Origin of the sequence: Labilibaculum sp., assembly GCF_963664555.1 — a bacterium.
Classification (GTDB): domain Bacteria; phylum Bacteroidota; class Bacteroidia; order Bacteroidales; family Marinifilaceae; genus Labilibaculum.
In genome coordinates, this window is record NZ_OY761461.1 from 85,674 (window position 1) to 109,962 (window position 24,289).

The window sequence follows — 24,289 nt, forward strand, 5'->3', positions numbered from 1 at the left end:
AAACCTGTGGTTCATTGTTTACACAATCCACCCAAACCTTTACAAGCTCATGAAAATAGCCATTTTATCGCCTATTGCATGGAGAACGCCACCAATAAATTATGGCCCGTGGGAACAAGTAGCTTCAAATATCGCCGAAGGGCTTGTTGAAAAGGGAATTGATGTGACACTATTTGCAACAGGAAACTCGAATACTAAAGGCAAATTGGAATACATCTCGGAGACTGCTTATGCCGAAAACAGCAATATAGATCCAAAAGTTTGGGAATGCCTGCACATCAGCAATTTAATGGAGCAGGCCGACCGGTTTGACCTGATACACAACAACTATGATTTTCTGCCACTTAGTTATTCCAAACTAATTAAAACACCCATGCTAACAACCATTCATGGGTTTTCGTCACCGAAAATTATTCCTGTCTATAAAAAATACAACAAGAATAATTTTTACGTCTCTATCAGCAATTCCGACCGCAGTTCTGAACTCGATTACATCGCAACTGTTTACAACGGAATAAAATCTTCTGACTTTATTTTTAATCCGAATCCGAAGGAATATTTACTGTTTTTTGGCCGAATACATCCTGAAAAAGGCACATCTGAATCCATTCAGATAGCTAAGAAAGCAGGAAGAAAACTGATTATTTCGGGATTAATACAAGATCAGGACTATTTTAACAAGAAGGTAAAACCTTTTATTGATAATGATGCTGTTGTGTATGTTGGCAATTCAAATCCGAATGAAAGAAATAAACTTTTGGGCGAAGCTTTTGCACTGCTGCATCCAATAAGCTTTAACGAACCCTTCGGACTAAGCGTTGCTGAATCGATGCTGTGCGGAACACCTGTAATTGCATTTAACAGAGGATCGATGCCGGAATTAATAAATGACAGCCAATCGGGCTTTTTGGTAAATACCATTGAAGAAGCTGTGTTTGCTGTTGATTCAATTCAACTGCTAAGCAGAGCTTATTGCAAGAAATGGGCAGAATCAAAATTTACACAGAAAAAAATGATAGAAGGCTATTTAGAGGTTTATGGTAAAATTCTAGAGAGGTAGTCGCATTTTACTAAGAACACTAACCAATAAGGAATACACAGATGGAAAAGGCAGTGGAAATCAGCAAACTTATTAGTCGAAAAACAATAAAATTAATGCGCGATTCATCGCGGGTAATTACCCGTGCACATATACCAGGCGGCTTATGGCGTATCGATCATATAATTGATCGGGTTTTAAAGCTTAGCGAAGAGGAAGCCGGGAAATTAATGCATACAATTTGTGATCAGTTTAATGACAGACACAAAAATATTGAGCAGCAAATGATGGAACACTTTGATAATGTTTCGGAATTTTTACCGCACAACATCACCATCAGTAAAATAAAAAAAGTTCTCATTGGCGCTTATTTTACCATGGAATACTCCATTGAATCGGCTGCCCTTTTCAATCCTTCGATGATTCCTCACCCAGATCAAAGTAATTTACCCAAAGGCTGTCTTCGTTTTATAATGAGCCTGCGGGCAACGGGCGAAGGACATATTTCATCAATCGTTTTTCGAAGTGGTGTAATCAATAAAGACGATTCCATTTTTTTCGATCCGATAAGCGAGTTTGTTGAGACATCAAAAATGCGCCACAACCCCTTTTACGACAGTCACCTGTTTCAACTTAAATTAGAAGATTTAAATGCATGGGACGAAACGAGCAGCCGCGTAATGGAACAAATACCCGACCGATTTACTTTTCAGGAGCTAAAAGTAAGTATCGGTGTACTTCACATGGATCCGGATTTTACCTGTAACGATGAAACAATCCGAATTTTATTCTGGCTGGCAAATTCGAATTACAACATACAGTTTGATGAAAATTGCGGGGTTTCGGAGCGCGTAATATTTCCCTATTCCGAAAATGAAAACAGAGGTATTGAGGATGCCCGGTTTGTTAAATTTCATAATGAAGATGACGAAACCATATACTATGCAACCTACACAGCTTACAATGGGGTAAGTATTCTTCCTCAACTGATAGAAACAAAAGATTTTCTCAATTTTAATGTTATCACTTTAAATGGTAAGGCTGTTCAGAACAAAGGCATGGCATTATTTCCCCGGAAAATAAAAGGTCGGTATGTTATGCTATCCCGCCAGGACGGAGAAAACAATCACATCATGTTTTCGGATCATCTGCATTTTTGGCAGGAGTCTAAAATCATTCAAGAACCTACAAAACCGTGGGAGTTTATACAGATAGGAAATTGTGGATCGCCCATAGAAATTAAAGAAGGCTGGCTGGTGCTTACTCATGGCGTTGGACCTATGCGTCAATATTCCATAGGCGCTATCCTGCTCGATCTTGATGATCCATCAAAAATAATTGCTCAGCTTGAAGAACCATTACTCACGCCCAACGAAGAAGAACGGGAAGGTTATGTTCCGAATGTTATTTATTCTTGTGGAGGATTAATATACAATCATAAACTAATAATTCCTTACGCCATGTCTGATATATCATCAGGCATTGCAACTATTGAAGTGAACGACTTACTTTCCTGTATGAAATTTCACAAGCAAGAGGATAAACCCTAAATCCCTGAAGGGACTTGAAGCAATTAACATTCAGCGCTTTGATTCTCTTCTACCCCTAAATCCCTTAAAGGGAACTTCAAAAAAAAACAGCTGCCTCTAACCTCTTCCTAAAATTCCTGCAGGTAAGCCCCTTTAGGAGTTTGGAGCAATTGACCTTCAGTTTGAAGTGTTTACCACGTGGTTTTACTCAAGTTTGGTCGTCGAGAGCAGTTTGCCAACGGAAAACATTACCTATTGGTGATCGAGAGGACATTGCCGCATGGTTTTGTTCAAATTTGATCGTCGGGAGCATTTTGCCGCTTGGTTTTACCCAAGTCTGCTCGTCGGGAGCATTTTGCCACATGGTTTCAGCCAGTTTTAATCACTGAGAGTATTTTTGCCAACAGAAATTCCTGTTTCCAATTTGCATGATGACAGTTTGCCAGCAAATTTTATGAAACCGATACAATCGTGCACAAGCGGGAGTATCTTTATCATCGATCCTCAAATTCCAATTTAACAAACCTATAATAATCAACTAAACAGACATTTTAATCTTTGAAATAACAAATACAAAAGCGCGCTTTGAGATCCAAAAGTAAAAATCCTCATAAGCATGTACTTAGGAGGATTTTCTTGGTAGCCCCAACAGAACTCAATTTAAAGTCAGTAAAAGGCTGAATATAAACGCTTTGACAGATTTCGATTAGGTGAATATACCCTTGTTTTTCCCTATGTAAATATGAACATCTGTTCGTTTATAATTGGTGTAAGTCACTTATTTATCAAAAATAAAATTGATTTGAACTACACAACTTGATAATTTCAGTTTCCCAACTATTACTTGACAAATTATTGGGTGCAGTATAGATTATCTTTGAGATGTAATAACCAAGGCATGTTTAATCATCAAATTATTTATCATTGAATCTCGAACCTCAAAGCTACCATGCTCGATGTGTGCCATCATATTTAAGTTCTGAACAATAGGATTAGAAGGTTCAAAAAAAACGAACCGAGATATTTTAATTATTACTTCTTTAGGTAATTCTTTTAAAAACTCAGTATGTATTTTCTTAATAATCTCATTCTTCCGATTAACTGAAATTGGCATACTAATTATTACATCCCACTTGTCTTTTATATCATCTCTTTCAAATAATGCAAATAAATTGAATTTACCCAATTCATTTGACATATTCATTTCTACCTCTATTATTTTTTCAATATACTCCTTCATTTTATAACCCCCATTAAATTCTTAATTGAATCAATCATGTCTTTTGCTTCTGTTGAAGTAACATTACCAATGTCGCTATATCTCATTTCTGGGTTCCATTGGTTCACATTACTCCAATCAACAAAATGATAGATTTTAATTTTAGATTCAAGCCCTGATAAGGAAAGTAAGATATCTAGATTATGAGTTTTAAAACTTCTATATTCTTGAAACTCTCGATTAGTTTCAGGAAAGTCTGTCCAATTTAATGTCCTGCAAGTTCTTGCCTTGAGAATTAATTCCATAACATATCCACTCAAGTATACAGCACCATCATATCGTCTATTTTGATATAATATTTCCGCATCTTTCAGCTTTGCTTTAGCTCTTTTCCTTAAGTCAGTTCTGGATATCATTTGTCAAATATACTTGTATTCATTTAAAACTAGAAATTTCTAACAATCACAATCTCTATTATTCACAACAACAATCTGTCGAATGATTATTTTAAAATTCCCGACATGCGTAATTTCTTGTATTATTTTCACTGAACAAATTGCGAAAAAGAGAGCTTTCACCCATCTAACCCCCTATTTTATTTAGTGTTTTTTAGAGTTAACTTTTACTATATGTCTCTTATTTGCATCAGCTAAAAAATTTAATTTCAGCTTCTCTCCAGCTTTTTTCACACTAGTTGTCCTATTCGCTTTAACTTTAATAAATGAGGTAAGCCCAGCCAGTATTGTTACTATTGGTAATGTCATTCCATTACTGAAAAAATCAAATGTAGCACCGCCACCTAAAGCAAGAGCAATATTTTGCCCATTAATATTAAGTTCTGTTGTAAAATTATATTTAGTCAGCATTTTAAATCGCTCCTTTGAAACGGTATCAATATTTGCAATAGCCATTTTAAAATCAGATATGCTTTTCCTTAACTGTAAATCTTTGTCTGGTGAATTTAGAATTTCCAGATAAAGCTCATCAATTGTAGAATGTAAAGCCAATAATTCATCAGTCCTTTTTTCTTTGAATTCTAAGATGTCTTGGAAATTTGTTTCGCCACTGGGAACCGGTAAACAGTTTAAGAGTTCAACCTTGATTGAATTAAATTCTTTACTTTGATCTTTTGAAATTGCGATATGATCCCCGATTTGATGAATTGTCCAATCAAAAGATTTATCATTAGGAATAACTTCATTTGCTACAATGGATTGAGCCATTAAAAATGGGTCATAAGAACCTTTATTCATATGAGTAGACCAATTAGTAAAATTAACTTTGGGTCTCTCAAAAAATCCAGTTTTTAATAATTGATCCTCGTTTTTAACAGAAACATGAATCATATTATTTGTTGGCATTAAAATTTTATCCCAATAAAGGAGATAATAATTAAGATCCTCCTCTGATATAGAACTATTGATAGAAACGCTATCTGAATCTTGCCTAGTCATTCTTCCACTACTTGTTATAATTCCTCTCTTCATAAAATTATAATATATCCGTAATTTAAAAATTGATACTATTTCATTTATATCTCCCAGAAAAGTGAATGTATATATCTAATTCCGATGCGGATACGTCCATAAGTTAGTACCTTTTACACATACACAGAAACACGTAGGATTTAAGTAAAGCTATCAATTTTCAGTTAAGATTCATACTGTCAAATCTATCAAAGTGAAAATGTTAATAATTAAATTCTAAAGAACTTGTTATCTCGATAACGGGATAAGCTAAATTGTAAACAAATAATTAATGTATTTTTATTCAGTTAAAACTAAAGTTACGCAAGGGAAATAAGCCCTTACAGAGAATGCAACCTACAAATAGAGTTGTAGTAAAGGGTTCTTAAGGGGTATTTATCCAGATCTTATCTAGTTCCTATCTAGATCACTTATCCCGCTTCTATCCCGATCGTTTATCCTATTTAAACAATCTTTTTGATAGCATGGCAAGCCTATCTAGTGAAAATAGCCGTTTATCTAGGGGAATAAGCTTTTGCAGAGAATAAAACCTACAAATAGAGCTATTATAAATGGGATTTAAGGGGTGTTTATCTAGATCTTATATAGTTTTTATCCCGATCTTAAATAGATCGCTTATCCGTTTCGGAGAATATAAAAAAGCCAAGTAATATTTTAGTTACTCAGGTCTCAATTGCCCGAAGTATAAAATATCAGTTGGCTCGATTACAAATATAAATTGCCTGGCAATTACACATCTTCGTTTTCCTCTGGTTGCATCATGTAGGCTTGTAGGGTGGTGAATATTTCTATTTGCTCTTCATGTGTTTTTGCAAACAATACATAGAGCATTTGTACCAGATAGCCCTGTGCATCGGGTTGCATTCTTCGAATGGCATCAATAATCTGTTTTTCCTGAACATTGTATTGATCTGCTACACCGCCCAAAGCATTTGTTTTGCTTGGAATGAGATTACTGGCAAAAGCTCCTAATACGGATTGAATTGCCGGCATCTGAGAAATTGCATGAACCGTATCCTTGGTTGTGCTGGTACTGGCATCAGCAATATCTCTGGTGTATTTTTCCTTTTGGTCATTTAATTTATCGTTTAGCTTTTCAATCGTGAATTCATGCTTTAGATTCGTGTCTTCCAAAGCTCTGATTTTTTCCCCGTATTCGGTTCTTAAGCTTAGGATTGTATTAAAATGTTCCCGTTCTATGCTTCTTAATTCTGCCGAAGCGTTTTGGTTCATTTGATGATTTCCTCTGCTGTCTATGTCCATGATCGGATAATCACCAAATTCATCCAGTTCTCTCTCTTTTGCCCGCATCCGTTTTGCTTTGTTGATACAAGAAGTAGAACAATATCTGCTATCGGGTCTTTTATTTTCAATCGGTTTTCCACAAATTTCACATTCCATTTTCTGATTCTTTTTAGTTGTTGGTTTATTTTATTGATTCTGTTTTTTTATCAAGTATGCCAATTTCCCATTTGGCTCTCCATTCCACATTTTCATGAATGTATTTCACTTCATTTTCAAAAAGCAATTGTCGTTTTTTGATATGCTCCAAAAAGACAGGATCAAGATTTTTCATTTTTTTGTTAAGAGTTGAAGAGGAAATATTTAATTCCACTGCAAGCTCTTTTCGGTTCATTGTTCTGTATTCCATTTTTTAATTTTTGCAGTTTGCTTATTCCTGAATTCTGTTTTTTTCGTGTTTGTATTCTTTTTAGAGTGTACCCTGTCAGGCTCATACTAAAAGCATCCTTTTTGCCTTGATTTGGTGTGTTCATTTTGACACCCTTAAATGAATACTAGATTTCAAGCTCTACGAACTTTTTTACTCGCTGAACGGTGGAAACTGATTTCTTGACCAATTTTGAGATATTTCGAATTGACTTACCATCGTTTAAAAGTTCAATGATGTCGGAATGTTGCTCTCTGTATTTTTCATCGCTCATTTTTCCTTTTCCAGCATGAAGCTGATAAATGCCCTTTACTTTTGCGACTGCTATTCCTTGCCGTTGGGCTTCTCGGTTACTCATGTAATCCATTTCAGCCATTGAAGCCATAATACCAGTCATTAAAGTGAAAAAGAAATTATCTTTTCCTTTGGTTTTACTGATCAGGTTATGCCTGACAATCTCAATGGTACAATCTTGCTTTATAAGTGTGTTGATCGTTTCAAGAACGTCAAAAGTGTCTCTGCCAAGTCTGTTTATGTCCTCAACAATAATGTAATTAATCACCTTGTTTTTGGCATCGGCTAAAAGTTTAGAGCCTTGTTTTCTTTCTTTAAAGGGGATTCGTCCGCTTATTTTTTCAATGTAGGCTTTGCCCTGTATGATTTCCTCCTGTCTGCCTGTGTTTTGTCCTTCGGTTGAAACACGTACGTAGGTTGCTTTTCTTTCATTGCTCATAGTGTTGGCCATTTTTGCATTCCTGAAATTTGCTCATGAATGTATTTTACTTCGTTTTCAAAAAGTAGGTAACGTCCTTTGATCTGCTCTTTAAATTTTGGGTCTAAATCTTCCATTCTTCGACCAAGAGTTGATCTGGAAATATCCAATTCCATTGCAAGCTCTTTTCTGTTCATTGTTTTGTATTCCATCTATACTTTACTATTCTTTAATTGATTTACTGCACTTAAACAAACAAATACTTTAAATATTAGACCTATAAAACGCCTAAAAGGGGAAACTGTTTTAAATGATCGTTTACCAGATCATCAAACTTTTTATAAATCAAAACGGCAGTATCCTTATTGGAATTTTCTTTATCGCGATAGTTTTCAAATACCTTGCAGTATTCATCAATAATGTGCTCATTATCTTCTATGGCTTCACTAAGATCAATTCCCATTAAATAGGTGATGGGAAACCAACTCTTTAAACCTAGATCACAACAAGAAGTAACCTTTTCAATATTTTCAAATATTCGAGAGGTCAAAACGCTATCCTCTATTAAATCAATAATGATGTTTTCTTTTTTCGTACTCATTTTATTATTGTGCATGTTCAAGCCTTGTATCATAAGGGCATTGGGTTAATACTTCGGTTTTGGTTTTCTTATCAAATTCATTGAGGAAGAAACGGGCATCGGCACCGTGGTAATATCTTTTCTTTCCTCCTATGGTTGCGATGATCGATGTTTTTCGACTCGGAACTCCTTTTATCTTTTTTCGGTTTGGGTTGGTGGTTCTAATCAGGTTGAATTCATTTCCTAAATCTTTAATCAGGTTGATAATTTCTTTTTCCTTTTGGCTTCGTTTGGCTTGTCTTTTCTCGGATACTTTCAGATTATAGGCTTTATCCCTGCATTTTCTTTGATCGTTGCAATACTTGGAATCGCTTTTCTGACCTGTTATCTCTTTTCCGCAAGTCAAACAATATTTCTTTTTCTCTTTTCCCTCCCTCTGGTCGTGATTATCGCACCGTACAATACGTGGTGTATTCGTAACATCTTTTTGTGCGTTTTCATCTAAGCAGTTCCATTTTTTTAAGGGTTCAAATTCGGTGTATTCGTAACACTTTTTTGTGCGTGCAAATGCTGAAATCTCCAATAAAATCATGCCTTTCAGGATGTTTTTAATGTCCCGTTTTGCGTAGGTTTTTATTAAGTCCTCAAGAAGTTTCTTGTTTCGTTGGCGGTTTGTGTTATTCCTTTGGTCTTTAATCCACCAATCGGGATTTCGTAAGTCCTTAAACTTGCTTTTGTATTTGGTTGGAAGTTTACGGGTAGTCTTGATTTGATTCCATTCAAAAAAGATTGTTTTATCAATGAATTTCAAATACTTATCGCTAATCAGATTGGCAAGCTTTGTTCTATCCAGCAAATCAGATAAACATGTAATTCCGTAGTTTTCAACTGCTCTCATTTTGGTAAACTTGGTTTCAATGCGAAGCATTTCGGATTGTAAACAAGCTTGTTCCATTTTATCGTAGAATTTGTAAGTAACATTTGCGGTTTTAAACTTGCTCCCATAGCCTAACTTTCCGTTAATTTCCATATCAGAACGCTCTATACCACCACAATATAAAATGCTATCCAGAAAGGTTTTAGTATTTATTTTAGACTTGGAAGTATCAAGGTTTAAACCAATTTCAAAACCTCTTAAAATGGCTTTTTCTGGAACCACACCGAACTCTGACAACTGACTAACAGCCTTTTCGAAATCATCAAAAGTGAAGCGATCACCATTGTGTAAGCCATTGTTATAATACTTGTGTATAGATCCTTTTATTTTGACTTTTCCTTTGGGTTCTTTAGTGAACTCCAAGCCATTATAATAAGCTTTACTACTTCCTATCTTCTCACCAGAATCATCACTAGTAAGCGAATTGAAGCGCAGTTTTGGGTGTTTATTCCAAACCTGAGTATCAAAATCAGTAAGCTCTATGATAATTAAGTCAATCAAGGGTGAGAAAAGAGTAAAAAAAGTGGTGAGTTAATTTGCAAAAAAAATGGTGTATGCGTAACACAAATACGTGCGTTTCCATTACTCATTTGAGCAATTTTCGTAAAAAAACAGGCTTGAAAAAACCTGTGTATTCGTAACACTTTTTTTTGTGTTATTAGTTCTGTATAGCTCATTTTTATTGCCAAACAGGAATTTTTATACAATTGGTTTTACTGGACGTAAAGCGTCATCTAGCTCTGAACGTTTAAAGCGGTTTGCATTACCAATTTTATAAACCGTTACAATACCCTGTCCAATCCAATTGTAAAGAGTTTTTCGACATATTCTCAAATAGTCAAGTGTTTCGGCAGTGTTCATATACGGACTTTCAATTTTTGCTTTCATCTGTGTGTGTTTTTGTGTATGTTTGTACATGTTTATAGTTTCAAATAGCAACTATATTAATATTATTTCATTTTGAATGTGTAACACACTGTAAATGTACGTATTTTAAAGTGTTTTTCAATGTGTGATACACGCTTTTACTTTATAAAAACATCTATTTATCATGGAATCATCTATTATTGAAAGGGTTAAAGAGATAAGAAATAAGAATAAAGTTTCTCAAATTGAATTTGCCAACTCATTAGGCGTATCTGCTTCATATATTGCTGGGCTTGAAATGGGGAGGAATAGTTTAAATCAGAAATTTATATTTGCTGTTAAAGAGAAATATAATATTTCGGCTGATTGGCTACTATTTGGAGAACACTCAACAGACAACACCTTAAACATTGACATCTTAAAGCTCGTTATTGCTCTAGATAACTCTAATAGATTCATTGTTCATTCCATGCAAAAATTCATTGAGCAAACACAAAATGGCACAAACGCTGAACTAAAGCAAGATCTTCTAGAAAATGATACTCTCGGATATTACAATCAATTAAAAAACTTAGAAGCAGAAAAGAAAGCGTTATACACTTCAATACTAGAAGAAGCTGTTATGGGTGACAAGTCACATTTTGAAATCACACAAAAAATCCAATATTACACTGATCTCAACATGAAGCTTAATGGTCTAATCAGCGAAACACTAGTTAAAATGGATTCTTTTGAATTTATTGATAATACTTCTATTTTAAAACACCTTAAAAGTTTCAAATAGTCTATTTTGAAACACTAAAAACACATTCAGATTGCCATGCCTTAAGCAAAATATCAGCATGCTCTTTATTATCCAACTTGATATATTTATAAAAGCTTTTCTCGGTGCGGTGTCCTGTTATCTTCATTATGGTAGCCGTTGGGATTCCTTTTTGATAGCTATTTGTAGCAAAAGAACGTCGACCAGCATGAGAACTGACTAACTCATATTTTTTAAATGCTTGATCAACCAATACACCTTTGACATAGGATTTTTGCCTAACGACTTGGTTTATTTTTGCAATCTTGCAAACCTCTTTTAATTGTGCATTGATCTTAGCATTGGACTTAAACTGATAATCGTATTTTTCCAATATTCTTAAAACTTGAGGCAATATTGGAATTGTTACCCGATCACCTGTTTTTGCCTGAACCGTATTTATATAATTCCCTGACACACTACCACGGCTTAAGCTTATTATATCCTGATATCGCAAACCAGTATAACAACCGATGATAAAAATGTCTCTTGAGCGCTCTAAATGCGGTTTATCGGATAAATCTACAGCTAGAATAGCCCTAACTTCCAAATCCGTTAAATAAATATTTTCTGCATCAACCGAAATTCTTTTAAAATGATTGCTTTTAAAACCTTTACTATCAGTTATACCTTGTGCAGTAGCTTCATTCATCAGAGTTTTTAAAGCCTGTATGTATTTGCCTAATGTATTGGGACTATACTGATATTTTTCTTTCAGAAAGGCGAGAAAATTATAATAAAAATCAAGATCTATATTATCAAAATCCAGAGGTTTACCGCAGTAATTTTTGAACTCGCTTAAGTGTTCATGCAACAACCTAAATTTACTGATTGTCGATTTGGCAAGAGGTTTACCTGTTTTGGGATTAATCTTTTTACTTTGCTGATCAGAAAACGACTTAGCAAAACTTAATAAATCGATTCTGGTTTCTTTTTCATTGGATAAAGCTCTTTTGATAAGCTCTCTTACTTCATCCTTTGTTCGGGGCTGATTTTCCAAATAAAACCTTTGAAAACGTTCTTTACTTTCCAATAAATAGCGATTAATATCAACCCTATTGACAATACTGGCAATGTTTTTGATTTGTTGAGCATTAATATTCCAATACTCCTTTTTTAGCTTTATTCCTGTACTAGTCTGAATTTCAACATTAAAATGCTTAATTCGTGCTACGATAGTATTGTTACGTACTTGAAAATTTAAATTCATATCTTGTATTTATGTTTCATAAAAGCATACCCTAATTTGTACCACTTTGTAAAAAGACACCCATTTTGAACTCTTAATACTTTACAAAGATACAATAATTTGCTTTCATTTACACACCATCCACTTTCATACAAACGGTGACAAGACACAAAAAAAGCCTTAAATAGTCTTTCAACTACTTAAGGCTTAGTGCTTTAATCTATTATTAAGAATTATTCTCAATATATTCGGAGTAGCCCCAACAGGACTCGAACCTGTATCTAGTGTTTAGGAAACACTTGTTCTATCCCTTGAACTATGGGGCCAAAAGACATGCAAAAATATTCAAATCTTGCTAATCAACAAAACAATTGCAGAAAGCTTTTAAATAAATAAAAAATAGGTACAGATTATTCCTCTTCCTGAAACAGCTCATGAAGCACCGATAAGGATTTTAAATTGCTAAAACCATCGATTTGAAGAGCGTAAAAGTTCAAAATTGCGCGCAAAAGCACATTCCCATCTTCTTTGCTCATTTTTAAATTTTTAAAAAGATCAATTGAAGTAGAGAATAAAGAATAAAGCTTTCGACTTAAGCATTTTTCAAGACAATGTGCATGTATCCTGTCTTCCTCCACAAAAAAGCCGTTATCCATATCAAAAAATGCTTTTTGATCGGACCAATTGAGCTGAGGGTAAAAACCCAGGAAACGGGTCAGCTTGCTCAAGAAATACAAATGAAATCGTCCAATAGGTTCTTCGGTAAGATCAAGATAACGTATGCTATTGTACAGGAAACCAAACAGTTCCTGATTCCGTTCTTCTTCCCTCAGTACTTTTGAGCATACTTCTGTAAGAAACAGAACCATTGTGCTTTTGTACACATCAAAAACTAAATTGTTTAGATTCTCACAAAGCCGAACCTCTTTTAACGACTGAATATTCTTTCCTTCCCGATGATAAACTTCCATTTCCAAAAGAAAAAACGGACGAAACAGGTTACTTTTCATACTTGATTTTTTGGATCTTCCACCTTTCACCATGTATGACTGACGACCAAACTTTTCGGTATACACCTGAACAATCAAGCTGGTTTCGCCATACTTAATCTGATTCAGAACAATTCCTTTGGTCTTATGAATCATCAGAATTTAATTTAATGAATGAATAGTAATTTAATCACCTTCGATTTAGATCCATCGGAATTGGAACAGAAAATAAGATATACGCCTGTATGAACGCGCGATCCATTGAAGTTTTTCCCATCCCAAATGAACTGTCCTCCGCCCGATTTTCCTTCCATCACCAAATTACCGCTAATATCGGTAATTTTTACCGTCGATTCTGCAATTAAACCGCTTACCACAACATCTCCGTGATAGGTTTCCCGAACAGGATTCGGATAAACATAGAGATTGTTGTACGATTCTGTTCCTGCAGTCACCGCACCTTTATAAGAAACCATTCCCTTATCAGTCACAAAAAAGACTTCTCCTGTTCCTGGGTTTACCGATATTCTCTGAATTGTATTCGAAGGCAAAGGGCTGTTTTCATTTGTAAAATGTACCAATTGTTCATCTCCGTTCTCTGAAATCAGGAAAACGCCGGAATTCGCTGTTCCCAGCCATTTTTGATCGGCTCCGTTCAAAGCAATTGCATTCACACTTTCCGTTCCTAATAAAAACTGAGTAGATCCATCAATGGTAATAATAGGCTGATAGGCATAAAAGTTGCCGGTTCTGAAGATATTACCCGGATTCGAATAAACAGCCACTCCGCTTGAAGTTCCCAACCAAACATCCCCTTTCTCATCTTCAATTAAATCATAAACCTTCGAACTAATTGTTGAATTGTTCTCATCACGAACTAAAAAAGAAGCCACCGCATCATCATCTTGATTGGAAAGGCTCTGATTTTCATTAAAAGCAAAAAGAGATTGCCCGGGAGCATTTAAAACCCATTTGTCTCCATTTTTAAGGCAGACAATTTTTTGCATATCTACCCGATTGGCTAAGGTTGAATAACTTAATGAAGTCCATTCTCCGGCAGGTGAAAGAATTTTTACCGGCGCAGATGAATTGGCATCTAAAATCCAAAGATTGCCATCCGAATCTGAATCCATCCCACTAATCCCTTTCGTGCCAAGAGGCGAATTTTCAAAATTCCAATTAACTTGATATTCATTGTCTTTAAATACAAATATTCCGTCACCCCAGCTGGCTGCGTAAATTAGCGATCGATCTCTTTTATTGTTTGTGAGTCTCAATAAATCAGACTTGTTGCTGAACGTAGGGATATTTTCATTTGAATAATTAGTCCATTTCTGATTTTCGAACAAAAACAATTCGGCTTTCTCTCCGGAACCATCATAAGAAGCTGTTACACCTCCGGCCACTGCCCACGTTTGTTCTGTTGCCGAAAAAATATTGGATATATTGCGACTCAGCGGGCCATCCGGTTTAATTTGATTCGCACTACTCCCAATTATCTCCTGTAATGATTTCTGATAATCAGCAACAAAAGTTCGTCCATCAACAACCAAAGCATCGTGCATTTCAGTAATACCCGAGTACTCCAAAACTTCGTTTTCAATCCCGTTCGAATTAAAAATCCGGATTTTACCGGCTTGAATTACCCATAGGCTATTGTTAATATTTCGAATGGAATAAATACGATCAAGACTTCCGGAAAAGTTAGACCAACTGCCATTGCGGTACCGATACAACTCACTTGCTGTTTCGGACACAAAACGACTTACAATAACATCTCCATCAATAAATTGCAAATGCCCGCATTTTCTTTGGTATTCAGATATACCCTGCTCTTGCTGCCAGTTGTTAAAATCGGCCAAATTACCATAAGACAAATCTGCTTTAAAAATACCCTGATCGGTTGCTGCCCATATTGCAGATGAATTTATTTTGATATCATTAACAACTAACTTTTCACCTCCTGCACCAATAAAATAGGTATCAGCTACTTCCATCTTATCCAAATTAATGACCACTATTCCAAAATCAGTTCCCAAATAAACAAACTCACCATTAGCCGTAATTGAATTGACAGACTTGTTCTCAATCAAGGAAAAATTTTTGATATCCGAAATATTCTGAATGCCTTCATCAGTAATAACATCCAAATTTCCACTTGCATAAGCAACCAAAAGACTTTGAGAACTCTCTTCCCAGCCAATGGCTGAAATTTCAGATTCCGACAAACCTTTCGTTTTGCTGTAAGCTGCTATTTCATTATCGTTTAAAGAATATGAAAACAAACCGGACTCCGTTAAACAATACAAATTTTCACCACCAACAAGCAGTCTTTTTGCCTTTTGATACGGCAAATGTTCCCTCCATTCACCTATCTTTATCTGGCTTTGACCACTTATGCTCAAAAATATAAATAACAAGGTGAAAATGTATCGAACCTGTACTATCATACAACACTTAAATTAGTAGGAAACTGCCCATGAATTCTTAATTGAAATAAAAGAGTCTACTCCTTAATACTTAGCAAATAATCGACTAATTTTCGAACGGCCAAACCTCTGTGACTGATCTTATTTTTCTCTGTCATGTCCATTTCTGCAAACGAAATGCCATATCCGCTTGGCTCAAAAATAGGATCGTAACCAAAACCGTCGATTCCTCGCTCTTTTTCAAGAATATTTCCTTCAACTACACCTTCAAACTGAATCTCCTTACCATCAATTAGCAAAGAAATTACAGTTCTAAATCTTGATTTTCGATTTTCGATTCCTTTAAGATTCTCAAGAACCTTTCTCATGTTGGCTTTAGCATCCTTTTCTTCACCAGCGTATCGTGCAGAATAAACACCTGGTTCATTATTTAATGATTCTATTTCCAATCCCGTATCATCGGCAAAGCAATTCATCTTGAATTTATCGAAGATATAACGGGCTTTTTGACTTGCATTTTCTTCCAGAGTTTCATAATCTTCCGGAATCTCATCATCACAATTAATATCTGCCAGACTTAAAAGTTCAATCTCTTCTCCTAAAAGGTTTTGTAATTCCTTCAGTTTATTTAGGTTGTTGGTTGCAAAAACAAGCTTCATATTAACTTTTTTTATCAATTTAAGGATATAAAAAAACAACGGCCACACAACCGTTGTTCAAATATATAAATTTCAAATTCATGCTTTAATAAAAACTGCCATATTTAGCCAGATCAGTTCTCGGATTGACACACATAACAGGAATATGTGCCGAATTAGCAATTACAAACTGCTCATGTGCTCCCAACATATAATCCTGAAACGATATGTTCTTGGTAGTCATGATTAAAATAATATCTGCATCGATTTTCTTCGCAAAATCCACAGTTTCCATCGCAAAATCATTGCCACCGTCAGCTGTATCAATTTCATAATCAATTCCTCTGTTTTCCAAATACTTTTTAGCAAAAACAAGATTTGCTTTTGTCCTCTGAAGCATCTGACCTTCAGGAATTTTAGGTGTAATAATCCGCATCTTAGCTTTAAAGAATTTACCCAAAAATTCAGCCCAGCTCAATTTCTCCTTATTTTCCTTTTTAAAGTCAACAGGCAATACAACGGATGAATATTTCTTTTGAACAGGAGGAGCCTGAACCACAACAAACGGAACGCGTGACCCGACAATAACCTTCAAAGCCCAACTACCGGTAAGCTTTTGCATGCCTTTAATACCATGGGTACCCATAAGCACCAACATGGAATTCATTTCTTTAGCAATATCATTAATAGATGTAAAAATACTACCCTCACGAACAAGTACCTCAGGACGAACTCCTCTCTCTTTTTCGATTTTCGCAACTGCTTCGGCCATTTTTGAATTGGCTTCATCAAGCTGTGAGTCCTTTTTAACAATGTGAAGTAAAGTAACCGTTGCATCAACATTTTCAGCAAATATCAAAGCGTGTTCCAATGCATACTCTGCGACAGCCGAAAAATCCCACGCCACAAGTATTGATCTCTTAGTGTTTTCCATAGTTTATAGTAAAAGAGGATAGTCGTAAATAGTTTTAACATAACCGTGCTACAATTTAACCATTTTCTACTAAACTAACAAATTTTAACGAAGTCTGATATTATTCCGTATTAATTTCAGCTTAAGACCATTATTTAAAAATTCTTGGCTATTTTTATTACCATTGTTTACCTTGTTTTAATTTGCAACTAATGACCCATGTCCTTAATTAATATTGCATTTTCGTATTCAACCAATTACTCATCGGGATTGCTAATCCATTTAGGAGAAAACTCGTTGAGTTTTATTTCAGAGAACATGATTTTAATAGTTGCTTTGCAACTATTTTTTCTTGCTTTGATGTACTTATGGTATAAATGGAAACTTAAAAAACAGAAAAGAGAGATTGAAAATGAATTTTACGATAAAAATCAAAAGATAATTCTGCAAAAAGACAAAGCAGAAAAACTTCTTTCTAACTTATTACCTCAGCAAACAGCAGAAGAATTACAATCAACCGGAAAAGTAAGCTCCCGAAGATTCCGTATGGTTACCGTTTTGTTCTCGGATATTCATGGATTTACAAAAATTGTTGAACAAATGAATCCGGAAGATCTGATTGATGAGTTGGACAAATTTTTTATGCACTTCGATACAATCGTTGAGAAATTTAATATCGAAAAAATAAAAACAGTTGGTGATGCATACATGTGTGCCGGCGGTATTCCCAATAAAAACAGAACAAACCCTATTGAGGTAATTTTGGCTGCTATGGAAATTCAGCAGTATATGAAAAGTATGAAAATAAACTCTAAAGCAGGTAAAAAAGGCATCTGGGGATTGCGGATAGGAGTTCACACAGGCCCTGTAATTGCAGGAGTTGTTGGCACAAAAAAAGTAAGTTACGATATTTGGGGCGATACCGTAAATACCGCCAGTAGAATGGAGTCTTCGGGATCGGTAAGCGAAATTAATATTTCCGGCATGACCTATATGCTCATCAAAGATTTCTTTATTTGTGAATACAGAGGTAGAATGCCTGTGAAATACAAAGGAAATATTGATATGTACTTTGTTAAAGGATTCAAACCTAACATGTCAAGCGATTTAAAAGGATTAGTTCCAAACCAGCATTTTCAAACTCAATTTCAGATGCTTCGCTATGATGATTTGGAGGAAGCTATTCTTACCAAACTGGAAAATGAGCTCCCCAAGAACCTTTACTATCACAATTTAAAACATACCATTGATGTAATTACCGAAGTTGAAATAATTGGTCGGAAAGAGGGTATTTCCGATGCTGAAATGCTAATAATAAAGACTGCCGCGTTATTTCATGACACAGGTTTTATTCTTTCCTATAATGAACATGAAGATTGCAGCGTAAAAATGGCCCGGCACATACTCCCAAAATATTTCTATTCTGAACAGCAGATAAACGAAATTTCCAATCTAATTATACAAACCAAATTTCCACCGCAGCCTAAAACGAATCTGGAAATGATTATTTGCGACGCTGATTTGGATTATCTGGGCCGCACTGACTTTATTCCTGTTTCGGGCAATCTGTACCGGGAACTAAAAGAGCATGGTAAAATTAAAAGTATTGATGATTGGAACCGTCTTCAGATAAAATTTATTGAAAACCATCAATATTTTACAGAAACAGCCCGCAACATGAGAGATGTAAATAAAATACGTCAGCTCGATAAACTTCGGGAATTGATCTAATTGATTTTTATTTTTTCAGATATACTGATTATAAATTACAACCAACAATACTGTTTTTGTTTTCGATTTCATTGTTTTACCCCTTAAAAGATGTAAATTTAATAGTATGATACTCTTTGAGTATTTCATCAGATAAAACAATTTTTAAAAGGGGAAATAATGATTACAAATCTTGAAGACATTCTTTCTGATAGTGCGAAAAGCATGAAACGATCTGTTATCAGAGAGTTATTAAAATTGACACAAAAACCGGAAATTATCTCTTTTGCCGGAGGACTTCCTGCTCCCAACACCTTTCCTATCGAAGAATTAAAACAAATAAGTAATGAAGTTTTAGAGGAAGATGGAGATGCCGCCTTACAATATGGAGCTACCGAAGGAGAGACAAAACTTCGTGAGATTTTAACTGAAAGATATCAGAAGCAAGGATTAACTATCTCTTTAGATAATCTGGTGATTCTTACCTCTTCGCAACAAGGCCTCGACTTGGCAGGTAAAATTTTTCTGAATCGGGGAGATCAATTTATTTGCGGATTACCTAGCTATTTAGGCGGACTGGGTGCCTTTTCGAGCTATGGAGCCACTCCGGTCGGAATCAAATTCGATGAATTTGGAATGCGTTCCGATTTATTGGAGAAAACGCTGGCAAAAATGCTGGAAAAAGGCGAACTACCAAAGTTTATATATGTAATTCCTGATTTTCAAAATCCTGCGGGTATTACCATGCCCGAGTTCAGAAGACTTGAAATCATTAAGATTGCCAAAAAATACAATATTCTAATTATTGAAGATAGTCCTTACAGAGAACTACGATTCGAAGGCAAAGATCAGAAAATGATGTTCGAGCTTGATAATTCGGGACATGTAATTGCACTTGGCACTTTCTCTAAAATATTCGTTCCCGGATTTAGAATTGGCTGGGTAATCGCTCATGAAGCAATTATCGACAATTTTGTGAAAGCGAAACAATCTACGGATTTGTGCACTTCTCCTTTTGTTCAAAAAATTGCCGCTAAATATCTGGAAAAAGGACTGTTTGATAAGAATTTAAAAACAATAATTGAGATGTATCACCGCAAACGTGATGTTATGCTTGACGCTTTCGAAGAATTTATGCCGAAAGGTGTTACCTGGACAAAACCTGAGGGTGGTTTGTTTCTTTTTCTTAACTTACCGGAAAATATGGATGCACAAGATCTGTTTGAAATTGCCATTCAGAAAAATGTTGCCTTTGTATTGGGATCTGCCTTTCACTGCGATGGCAGTGGGAAGAATACAATGAGAATTAACTTTTCGTATGTTGATGAAGAGCACAGCAGAATTGGTGTACAGCGTTTGGCTGAATCAATTAAAATGCTGATGAATAACAAAGTGAATGCATAACCGTTTGATTTTTCTCGAAAGATTAAACACTTTTTATAATAATTATAAATCCTAAATTCTCACCTTACAATGAGAAAAGAGGGAGTTCTAAATTAGAACTCCCTCTTTATTTTCAATCAAATGGCCAAAAGCCAATCGTATTCTTAAAGTTCAATGATCGTATTCCAATTGTGTTTGTCTTCAACAGTTCCGTACTGAATTCCACGAAGTGTATTGTACAGTTTTAAGCTGGTCTCACCTGCCTCATCACCATAGAAATAGTCAATATTATTATCTGCATCAACAATTTTACGAATTGGAGAAATTACAGCCGCAGTACCACAAGCACCAGCCTCGGTAAAATCGGCTAATTCTTCAACGGTAACTTTTCTACGCTCAACGGTCATTCCCATATCTTCGGCAATCTGACACAAACTTTTGTTTGTGATTGATGGCAGGATAGAATTTGATTTTGGTGTTACGTAAGTGTTGTCCTTTATTCCGAAGAAATTGGCAGGACCACATTCGTCGATATATTTCTTTTCTTTTGCATCCAAAAATAATACAGCAGAAAATCCTTCTTTATGAGCGCGGGTTCCTCCTCTTAAAGAAGAAGCATAATTGCCGCCTACCTTAATCGTTCCTGTTCCTTGTGGAGCTGCACGATCATATTCACGGTAGATTACGTAATCAGTTGGCTTGAATCCTTCTTTAAAATAAGGACCAACCGGCATTACGAATACAGCAAAAGTATATTCAGGAGCTGGATTTACACCTACCTGTGCTCCATTTCCAAAAAGCACCGGACGAATATATAAAGAAGCACCCGATTCGTATGGAGGAATCCATCTCTCGTTTAATTTGATGGTTTTAATAACTGCTTCTTCGAATAAATCGATAGGCATTTCGGCCATCATGATACCATGGGATGAGCTTTGCATACGTTTCGCATTTTCATCGATACGAAACACTCTCACTTTCCCATCAGGACCTTTAAACGCCTTTAAACCTTCGAATGCCTGCTGTCCGTAATGCAAACCGGTAGCTGCAATGTGTACATTTACCTGATCTGAAGAAGAAATTTCCAATTCTCCCCATTTTCCATCACGAAAGTGACAACGAACATTGTAATCGGTTTTAGTATAACCGAAACCAAATTGTTTCCAGTCTATGTTTTCCATCTCAATTAAGAATTTTACGATTAGTAAAGAATATATATTGTGTTTATTGTTTTTAATCTTCTACCGAAAACTCAATCAGGTAACCGTTGTGTTTCCTGATATTAAGAACTTTTCCGTCCTCAAAGATAAGATATTGTCCTTTAATTCCTTTCAAAATTCCCGAGTATTCTTTCTCCTTTTCGAACCCAAAACTAACTATCTTTTCCGGTTGTGAACTCATAGGATAAATCATCTCAAACACCTCATCCTCATCAGAAATATATTGTTGTAACTCTGGATGCAATAAGCCGCCAGCTTTTTTCTTTTCGGACAATAGATCAACATCTTCGCTGTGTTCTAACTTTAACATTGCCCGCCAGTTGGTTTTATCTGAGAAATGGTCTTTTAAAGCGACTTCAATGATACCTGCAATATGACGATTGGGTGTTTTTGCCAATTTAATGGCTTTACTTGCTCCCTGATCCATCCAACGGGTAGGCACCTGCGATTCCCGTGTGACTCCCACTTTCAGATTTCCGGAATAGGCCAGGTATACAAAATGAGGTTGAAGCGCATTTTTTTCAGCCCATTCCATATCGCGGGAAATTCCCAAATAGGAAAGATCCAGCTCCGGACGAAGAATACTTTCATCTGTCTGCGGAAGCGTAGTAAAACAAGAATAGCAATATCCCTGCGAGAAAGATGTCTTCGTTTTCTTTCCACAATGAATACAATTGATCTGTCCTAAATAAGTAAAGCTTAGTTTTTTGCCTACCAAAGGATTCATTTGAACTACATCTTCGCCTATTGGCAACTGATACTCAACGATCTCTTTAAGATCAGTTCTCATTTTTCTGATGTTTCCCTGCTTCTGCATTCAATTCTCTATTTATAAATTCTCCTGAATCACTTTCATCATATGATCTAATTCTTCCTGACTAAAGCCAACTCCCTGCCACACAATTTTTCCCGTTTTATCAACAATAAAGTTACGAGGAATGTACTGACTTGCAAATTTAGCATACACCTCACGTTTAGGATCGGGAGCAATAGGAAATGTAAGGCCTTTTTTCCCGTTGAAAGCTTCCAATTGTTCCTTTGTGTGTTCTCGCCCAATAGAAACCATTGCAAAATTTTCATTTTTAAATTTAGGCCACAACTGACTCTCAACTTCCGGCAGTTCTTTCATGCATGGGCCACACCAGGTAGCAAAAAAGTTAACCAAAACTACCTTGCCTTTTAAATCACTGATAACAAATTCTTTTCCATCCAAAGTAGGAATTGAAAAATTGGGTACCTGATCGCCGGTTTTTACCAGTGATCCCTGATGATCCTGTGCAAAAAGTGTTACTGCGGTAATAATGGCCAATAGAGTAATGAATATTTTTTTCATCTGTTTAATATTATTTTCAATTATTGCAGACTCTTCAAGATACTTTAGACTCTCTACTGAATTAATTCGTTGGTTACCTCTACAATCTTATACAATTTATCCGACCGACGAATCATTGTATCCATTGAAATGGAGAAGCTATCGCCTTTAACGGCTTTTTCGACTGATTTCAGATCAACTCGAATTTCTTTTACAGTTGTTTCAATTACTCCGGTTGTGGGGCCTGTTATCAAAATCTGATCGCCGACCTTTAATTCCTGCGACTCCAATAAGAATTCGGCCACTTTAATCTTGGCAAAGTAATTGGTTCCCTTACCAATCAGCATTTTACGCTTAGTTGCCCGGTTGCCGTACTCCTCACTCCATTCACCAATCTTTTGCCCAAGATAGTAACCATCCCAAAAACCACGGTTAAAAACTGTTGCCAGGTTATTCATCCACTGAACAATTTTATCGCGGGTATAATCACCTTCCAAGTAAGCATCAACCGCCTCGCTATAATTCGAAACTACTGTTTTTACATATTCCGGAGAGCGGGCCCGGCCTTCAAATTTCAAGACACGAACTCCTGCATCGAGCATTTTATTTAGAAAACCAATGGTGCACAGGTCTTTTGGCGACATGATGTATTCATTATCGATCTCCAGCTGATTTCCAGATTCCTTTTCGGTAACCGTATAGGCTTTTCGGCATGTTTGCATGCAGGCACCACGATTTGCCGATGAATTTTTCTCATGCAGACTCAAATAGCATTTTCCTGAAACTGCCATACACAATGCTCCGTGAGCGAACATCTCTATTTGAATCAATTCCCCTTTTGGCCCGCGGATTTCCTCATCAACAATTTGCTTGTAAATAGCGGCTACCTGGTTCAAATTCAATTCACGGGCCAATACTACCACATCAGCAAACTGAGCATAGAACTTTACTGCCTCGATGTTGGTAATGTTGCATTGGGTGGAAATGTGTACTTCCACATCAATTGTGCGGGCATACATGATTGCAGAAACATCGGCAGCAATAATTGCTGTTACGCCACCCTCTTTTGCCGCATCTACAATTTTGTGCATCACTTTAATATCATGATCGAACAAAACAGTATTCACCGTTAGGTACGATTTGATATTGTTCTCCTTACAAATGGAAGCAATATTGTGCAAATCTTCGATGGTAAAGTTGTTCGAAGATCTTGATCTCATATTCAACTGCTCAATGCCAAAATAGATAGAATTGGCTCCTCCCTGTATGGCGGCCATCAATGATTCGTATGAACCAACCGGCGCCATTAATTCAATTTCACTTCTATTCATCTAAAAAATCCCCTTATCTGGAAAAATAAAAAATTCACTATTTAGAATGATTTCTGCTTTTTCAAGGCAAAAACACCTTCTTTCTAATACTCAGCAAAAGTACTCTTTATGAGCCATTCCTGCAAAATAAATAGAACATCAAAATTGTTTTGGTTTAGCAATTAAGGCTGGTTTTCGCGAATCAATTTTATGTATTAAAATAGTATCCATTTTCTAATCCACAAAAAAACCCACTCGCAAGAGTGGGCTCATCTAATAAATTAGGTTCTGTTAAAAATTGAATGCTGTTATTCCAAATCCTATAATCAACAATAGGAATAATGTCTTTTTCATT

General features: G+C 35.7%; 24 protein-coding genes and 1 tRNA gene. 5 read left to right on the forward strand and 20 right to left on the reverse strand.

The features are described from left to right. Positions 1-49: 49 nt before the first annotated feature. Both ACKU4N_RS00355 and ACKU4N_RS00360 read left to right on the forward strand, forming a co-directional pair. Positions 50-1,060 (forward strand): glycosyltransferase family 4 protein, encoded by a 1,011-nt coding sequence (locus tag ACKU4N_RS00355; protein ID WP_321319591.1) that lies wholly within the window; start codon positions 50-52, stop codon positions 1,058-1,060. A 41-nt stretch (positions 1,061-1,101) separates the two neighbouring features. Then, positions 1,102-2,589, forward strand: a complete 1,488-nt coding sequence (locus ACKU4N_RS00360; RefSeq protein ID WP_321319593.1) for a glycoside hydrolase family 130 protein — start codon at positions 1,102-1,104, stop codon at positions 2,587-2,589. An 850-nt stretch (positions 2,590-3,439) separates the two neighbouring features. Here the strand turns inward: ACKU4N_RS00360 and ACKU4N_RS00365 are convergent. From ACKU4N_RS00365 to ACKU4N_RS00410, 10 genes are all read right to left on the reverse strand, one after another. Then, positions 3,440-3,808: a hypothetical protein gene (locus tag ACKU4N_RS00365; protein WP_321319594.1), complete on the reverse strand. Its 369-nt coding sequence runs from the start codon at positions 3,806-3,808 to the stop codon at positions 3,440-3,442. After that, the gene (locus ACKU4N_RS00370; protein ID WP_321319596.1) at positions 3,805-4,203 is read right to left on the reverse strand and encodes a HEPN domain-containing protein; all 399 of its coding nucleotides are present in this window, start codon (positions 4,201-4,203) and stop codon (positions 3,805-3,807) included. Before ACKU4N_RS00370 ends, ACKU4N_RS00365 begins: the two co-directional genes overlap by 4 nt. 183 nt (positions 4,204-4,386) lie before the next feature. Further along, positions 4,387-5,274, reverse strand: a complete 888-nt coding sequence (locus ACKU4N_RS00375) for a DUF6236 family protein (RefSeq protein ID WP_321319597.1) — start codon at positions 5,272-5,274, stop codon at positions 4,387-4,389. Between the two features lie 729 nt (positions 5,275-6,003). Then, positions 6,004-6,675 carry a hypothetical protein gene (locus ACKU4N_RS00380; RefSeq protein ID WP_321319599.1) on the reverse strand — a complete coding sequence of 224 codons (672 nt, stop codon included), beginning with the start codon at positions 6,673-6,675 and terminating at the stop codon, positions 6,004-6,006. 25 nt (positions 6,676-6,700) lie between these two features. Further along, positions 6,701-6,925, reverse strand: a complete 225-nt coding sequence (locus ACKU4N_RS00385) for a hypothetical protein (RefSeq protein WP_321319601.1) — start codon at positions 6,923-6,925, stop codon at positions 6,701-6,703. A gap of 145 nt (positions 6,926-7,070) precedes the next feature. Next, entirely contained in the window at positions 7,071-7,676 is a 606-nt protein-coding gene (locus tag ACKU4N_RS00390) for a recombinase family protein (protein WP_321319602.1), read from the reverse strand. After that, positions 7,673-7,867, reverse strand: a complete 195-nt coding sequence (locus ACKU4N_RS00395) for a helix-turn-helix domain-containing protein (protein WP_321319604.1) — start codon at positions 7,865-7,867, stop codon at positions 7,673-7,675. The genes ACKU4N_RS00390 and ACKU4N_RS00395 overlap by 4 nt, the downstream gene beginning before the upstream one ends. 65 nt (positions 7,868-7,932) lie before the next feature. Beyond that, entirely contained in the window at positions 7,933-8,271 is a 339-nt protein-coding gene (locus ACKU4N_RS00400) for a hypothetical protein (protein WP_321319606.1), read from the reverse strand. Then, on the reverse strand, positions 8,261-9,673 hold the full coding sequence (locus tag ACKU4N_RS00405; RefSeq protein ID WP_321319609.1) for a hypothetical protein: 1,413 nt from the start codon (positions 9,671-9,673) through the stop codon (positions 8,261-8,263). Before ACKU4N_RS00405 ends, ACKU4N_RS00400 begins: the two co-directional genes overlap by 11 nt. 198 nt (positions 9,674-9,871) lie before the next feature. Then, complete coding sequence (locus ACKU4N_RS00410; RefSeq protein WP_321319610.1) at positions 9,872-10,060, reverse strand: helix-turn-helix domain-containing protein; 189 nt, start codon at positions 10,058-10,060, stop codon at positions 9,872-9,874. 163 nt (positions 10,061-10,223) lie between these two features. Here ACKU4N_RS00410 and ACKU4N_RS00415 point away from each other — a divergent pair, with 163 nt between their 5' ends. Then, positions 10,224-10,823 (forward strand): helix-turn-helix domain-containing protein, encoded by a 600-nt coding sequence (locus ACKU4N_RS00415; protein WP_321319611.1) that lies wholly within the window; start codon positions 10,224-10,226, stop codon positions 10,821-10,823. A gap of 1 nt (position 10,824) precedes the next feature. On the opposite strand, the gene ACKU4N_RS00420 is transcribed toward ACKU4N_RS00415, so the two are convergent. The 6 genes from ACKU4N_RS00420 to ACKU4N_RS00445 all read right to left on the reverse strand — a co-directional run bounded on the left by ACKU4N_RS00420 (position 10,825) and on the right by ACKU4N_RS00445 (position 17,020). Beyond that, positions 10,825-12,051, reverse strand: coding sequence for a site-specific integrase (locus tag ACKU4N_RS00420; protein WP_321319612.1), 1,227 nt, complete (start codon positions 12,049-12,051; stop codon positions 10,825-10,827). Positions 12,052-12,284: 233 nt separating this feature from the next. Beyond that, positions 12,285-12,356, reverse strand: a tRNA-Arg gene (locus ACKU4N_RS00425). A gap of 84 nt (positions 12,357-12,440) precedes the next feature. Continuing rightward, positions 12,441-13,175, reverse strand: a complete 735-nt coding sequence (gene recO, locus ACKU4N_RS00430) for a DNA repair protein RecO (RefSeq protein ID WP_321319614.1) — start codon at positions 13,173-13,175, stop codon at positions 12,441-12,443. 11 nt (positions 13,176-13,186) lie between these two features. After that, a complete protein-coding gene (locus ACKU4N_RS00435) occupies positions 13,187-15,469 on the reverse strand; it encodes a type IX secretion system anionic LPS delivery protein PorZ (protein ID WP_321319615.1) in 2,283 nt (760 codons plus the stop codon). Positions 15,470-15,525: 56 nt separating this feature from the next. Continuing rightward, positions 15,526-16,107 (reverse strand): non-canonical purine NTP diphosphatase, encoded by a 582-nt coding sequence (locus tag ACKU4N_RS00440; RefSeq protein ID WP_321319617.1) that lies wholly within the window; start codon positions 16,105-16,107, stop codon positions 15,526-15,528. An 85-nt stretch (positions 16,108-16,192) separates the two neighbouring features. After that, a complete protein-coding gene (locus ACKU4N_RS00445) occupies positions 16,193-17,020 on the reverse strand; it encodes a universal stress protein (protein ID WP_321319619.1) in 828 nt (275 codons plus the stop codon). A 198-nt stretch (positions 17,021-17,218) separates the two neighbouring features. Here ACKU4N_RS00445 and ACKU4N_RS00450 point away from each other — a divergent pair, with 198 nt between their 5' ends. Further along, the gene (locus tag ACKU4N_RS00450) at positions 17,219-18,730 is read left to right on the forward strand and encodes an adenylate/guanylate cyclase domain-containing protein (protein WP_321319622.1); all 1,512 of its coding nucleotides are present in this window, start codon (positions 17,219-17,221) and stop codon (positions 18,728-18,730) included. Positions 18,731-18,889: 159 nt separating this feature from the next. Then, positions 18,890-20,113, forward strand: a complete 1,224-nt coding sequence (locus ACKU4N_RS00455) for an aminotransferase-like domain-containing protein (RefSeq protein WP_321319624.1) — start codon at positions 18,890-18,892, stop codon at positions 20,111-20,113. Positions 20,114-20,256: 143 nt separating this feature from the next. Here the strand turns inward: ACKU4N_RS00455 and ACKU4N_RS00460 are convergent, their stop codons facing one another. Genes ACKU4N_RS00460 through ACKU4N_RS00475 form a run of 4 tightly spaced genes read right to left on the reverse strand, consistent with a single transcriptional unit; the run spans position 20,257 to position 23,955 of the window. Beyond that, complete coding sequence (locus ACKU4N_RS00460; RefSeq protein WP_321319626.1) at positions 20,257-21,273, reverse strand: branched-chain amino acid aminotransferase; 1,017 nt, start codon at positions 21,271-21,273, stop codon at positions 20,257-20,259. A 52-nt stretch (positions 21,274-21,325) separates the two neighbouring features. Next, the gene (locus ACKU4N_RS00465) at positions 21,326-22,129 is read right to left on the reverse strand and encodes a DUF2797 domain-containing protein (RefSeq protein ID WP_321319628.1); all 804 of its coding nucleotides are present in this window, start codon (positions 22,127-22,129) and stop codon (positions 21,326-21,328) included. Positions 22,130-22,141: 12 nt separating this feature from the next. Then, a complete protein-coding gene (locus ACKU4N_RS00470) occupies positions 22,142-22,645 on the reverse strand; it encodes a peroxiredoxin family protein (protein WP_321319630.1) in 504 nt (167 codons plus the stop codon). A gap of 53 nt (positions 22,646-22,698) precedes the next feature. After that, positions 22,699-23,955 (reverse strand): peptidase U32 family protein, encoded by a 1,257-nt coding sequence (locus ACKU4N_RS00475; RefSeq protein ID WP_321319632.1) that lies wholly within the window; start codon positions 23,953-23,955, stop codon positions 22,699-22,701. Between the last annotated feature and the right edge of the window lie 334 nt (positions 23,956-24,289).

What these genes read in the sequence shown, in the direction of transcription:
- ACKU4N_RS00355 (WP_321319591.1), top strand. Translation starts at nt 50, where the DNA reads ATGAAAATAGCCATTTTATCGCCTATTGCATGGAGAACGCCACCAATA.
- ACKU4N_RS00360 (WP_321319593.1), top strand. Translation starts at nt 1,102, where the DNA reads ATGGAAAAGGCAGTGGAAATCAGCAAACTTATTAGTCGAAAAACAATA.
- ACKU4N_RS00365 (WP_321319594.1), bottom strand. Translation starts at nt 3,808, where the DNA reads ATGAAGGAGTATATTGAAAAAATAATAGAGGTAGAAATGAATATGTCA.
- ACKU4N_RS00370 (WP_321319596.1), bottom strand. Translation starts at nt 4,203, where the DNA reads ATGATATCCAGAACTGACTTAAGGAAAAGAGCTAAAGCAAAGCTGAAA.
- ACKU4N_RS00375 (WP_321319597.1), bottom strand. Translation starts at nt 5,274, where the DNA reads ATGAAGAGAGGAATTATAACAAGTAGTGGAAGAATGACTAGGCAAGAT.
- ACKU4N_RS00380 (WP_321319599.1), bottom strand. Translation starts at nt 6,675, where the DNA reads ATGGAATGTGAAATTTGTGGAAAACCGATTGAAAATAAAAGACCCGAT.
- ACKU4N_RS00385 (WP_321319601.1), bottom strand. Translation starts at nt 6,925, where the DNA reads ATGGAATACAGAACAATGAACCGAAAAGAGCTTGCAGTGGAATTAAAT.
- ACKU4N_RS00390 (WP_321319602.1), bottom strand. Translation starts at nt 7,676, where the DNA reads ATGAGCAATGAAAGAAAAGCAACCTACGTACGTGTTTCAACCGAAGGA.
- ACKU4N_RS00395 (WP_321319604.1), bottom strand. Translation starts at nt 7,867, where the DNA reads ATGGAATACAAAACAATGAACAGAAAAGAGCTTGCAATGGAATTGGAT.
- ACKU4N_RS00400 (WP_321319606.1), bottom strand. Translation starts at nt 8,271, where the DNA reads ATGCACAATAATAAAATGAGTACGAAAAAAGAAAACATCATTATTGAT.
- ACKU4N_RS00410 (WP_321319610.1), bottom strand. Translation starts at nt 10,060, where the DNA reads ATGAAAGCAAAAATTGAAAGTCCGTATATGAACACTGCCGAAACACTT.
- ACKU4N_RS00415 (WP_321319611.1), top strand. Translation starts at nt 10,224, where the DNA reads ATGGAATCATCTATTATTGAAAGGGTTAAAGAGATAAGAAATAAGAAT.
- ACKU4N_RS00420 (WP_321319612.1), bottom strand. Translation starts at nt 12,051, where the DNA reads ATGAATTTAAATTTTCAAGTACGTAACAATACTATCGTAGCACGAATT.
- recO (WP_321319614.1), bottom strand. Translation starts at nt 13,175, where the DNA reads ATGATTCATAAGACCAAAGGAATTGTTCTGAATCAGATTAAGTATGGC.
- ACKU4N_RS00435 (WP_321319615.1), bottom strand. Translation starts at nt 15,469, where the DNA reads ATGATAGTACAGGTTCGATACATTTTCACCTTGTTATTTATATTTTTG.
- ACKU4N_RS00440 (WP_321319617.1), bottom strand. Translation starts at nt 16,107, where the DNA reads ATGAAGCTTGTTTTTGCAACCAACAACCTAAATAAACTGAAGGAATTA.
- ACKU4N_RS00445 (WP_321319619.1), bottom strand. Translation starts at nt 17,020, where the DNA reads ATGGAAAACACTAAGAGATCAATACTTGTGGCGTGGGATTTTTCGGCT.
- ACKU4N_RS00450 (WP_321319622.1), top strand. Translation starts at nt 17,219, where the DNA reads ATGTCCTTAATTAATATTGCATTTTCGTATTCAACCAATTACTCATCG.
- ACKU4N_RS00455 (WP_321319624.1), top strand. Translation starts at nt 18,890, where the DNA reads ATGATTACAAATCTTGAAGACATTCTTTCTGATAGTGCGAAAAGCATG.
- ACKU4N_RS00460 (WP_321319626.1), bottom strand. Translation starts at nt 21,273, where the DNA reads ATGGAAAACATAGACTGGAAACAATTTGGTTTCGGTTATACTAAAACC.
- ACKU4N_RS00465 (WP_321319628.1), bottom strand. Translation starts at nt 22,129, where the DNA reads ATGCAGAAGCAGGGAAACATCAGAAAAATGAGAACTGATCTTAAAGAG.
- ACKU4N_RS00470 (WP_321319630.1), bottom strand. Translation starts at nt 22,645, where the DNA reads ATGAAAAAAATATTCATTACTCTATTGGCCATTATTACCGCAGTAACA.
- ACKU4N_RS00475 (WP_321319632.1), bottom strand. Translation starts at nt 23,955, where the DNA reads ATGAATAGAAGTGAAATTGAATTAATGGCGCCGGTTGGTTCATACGAA.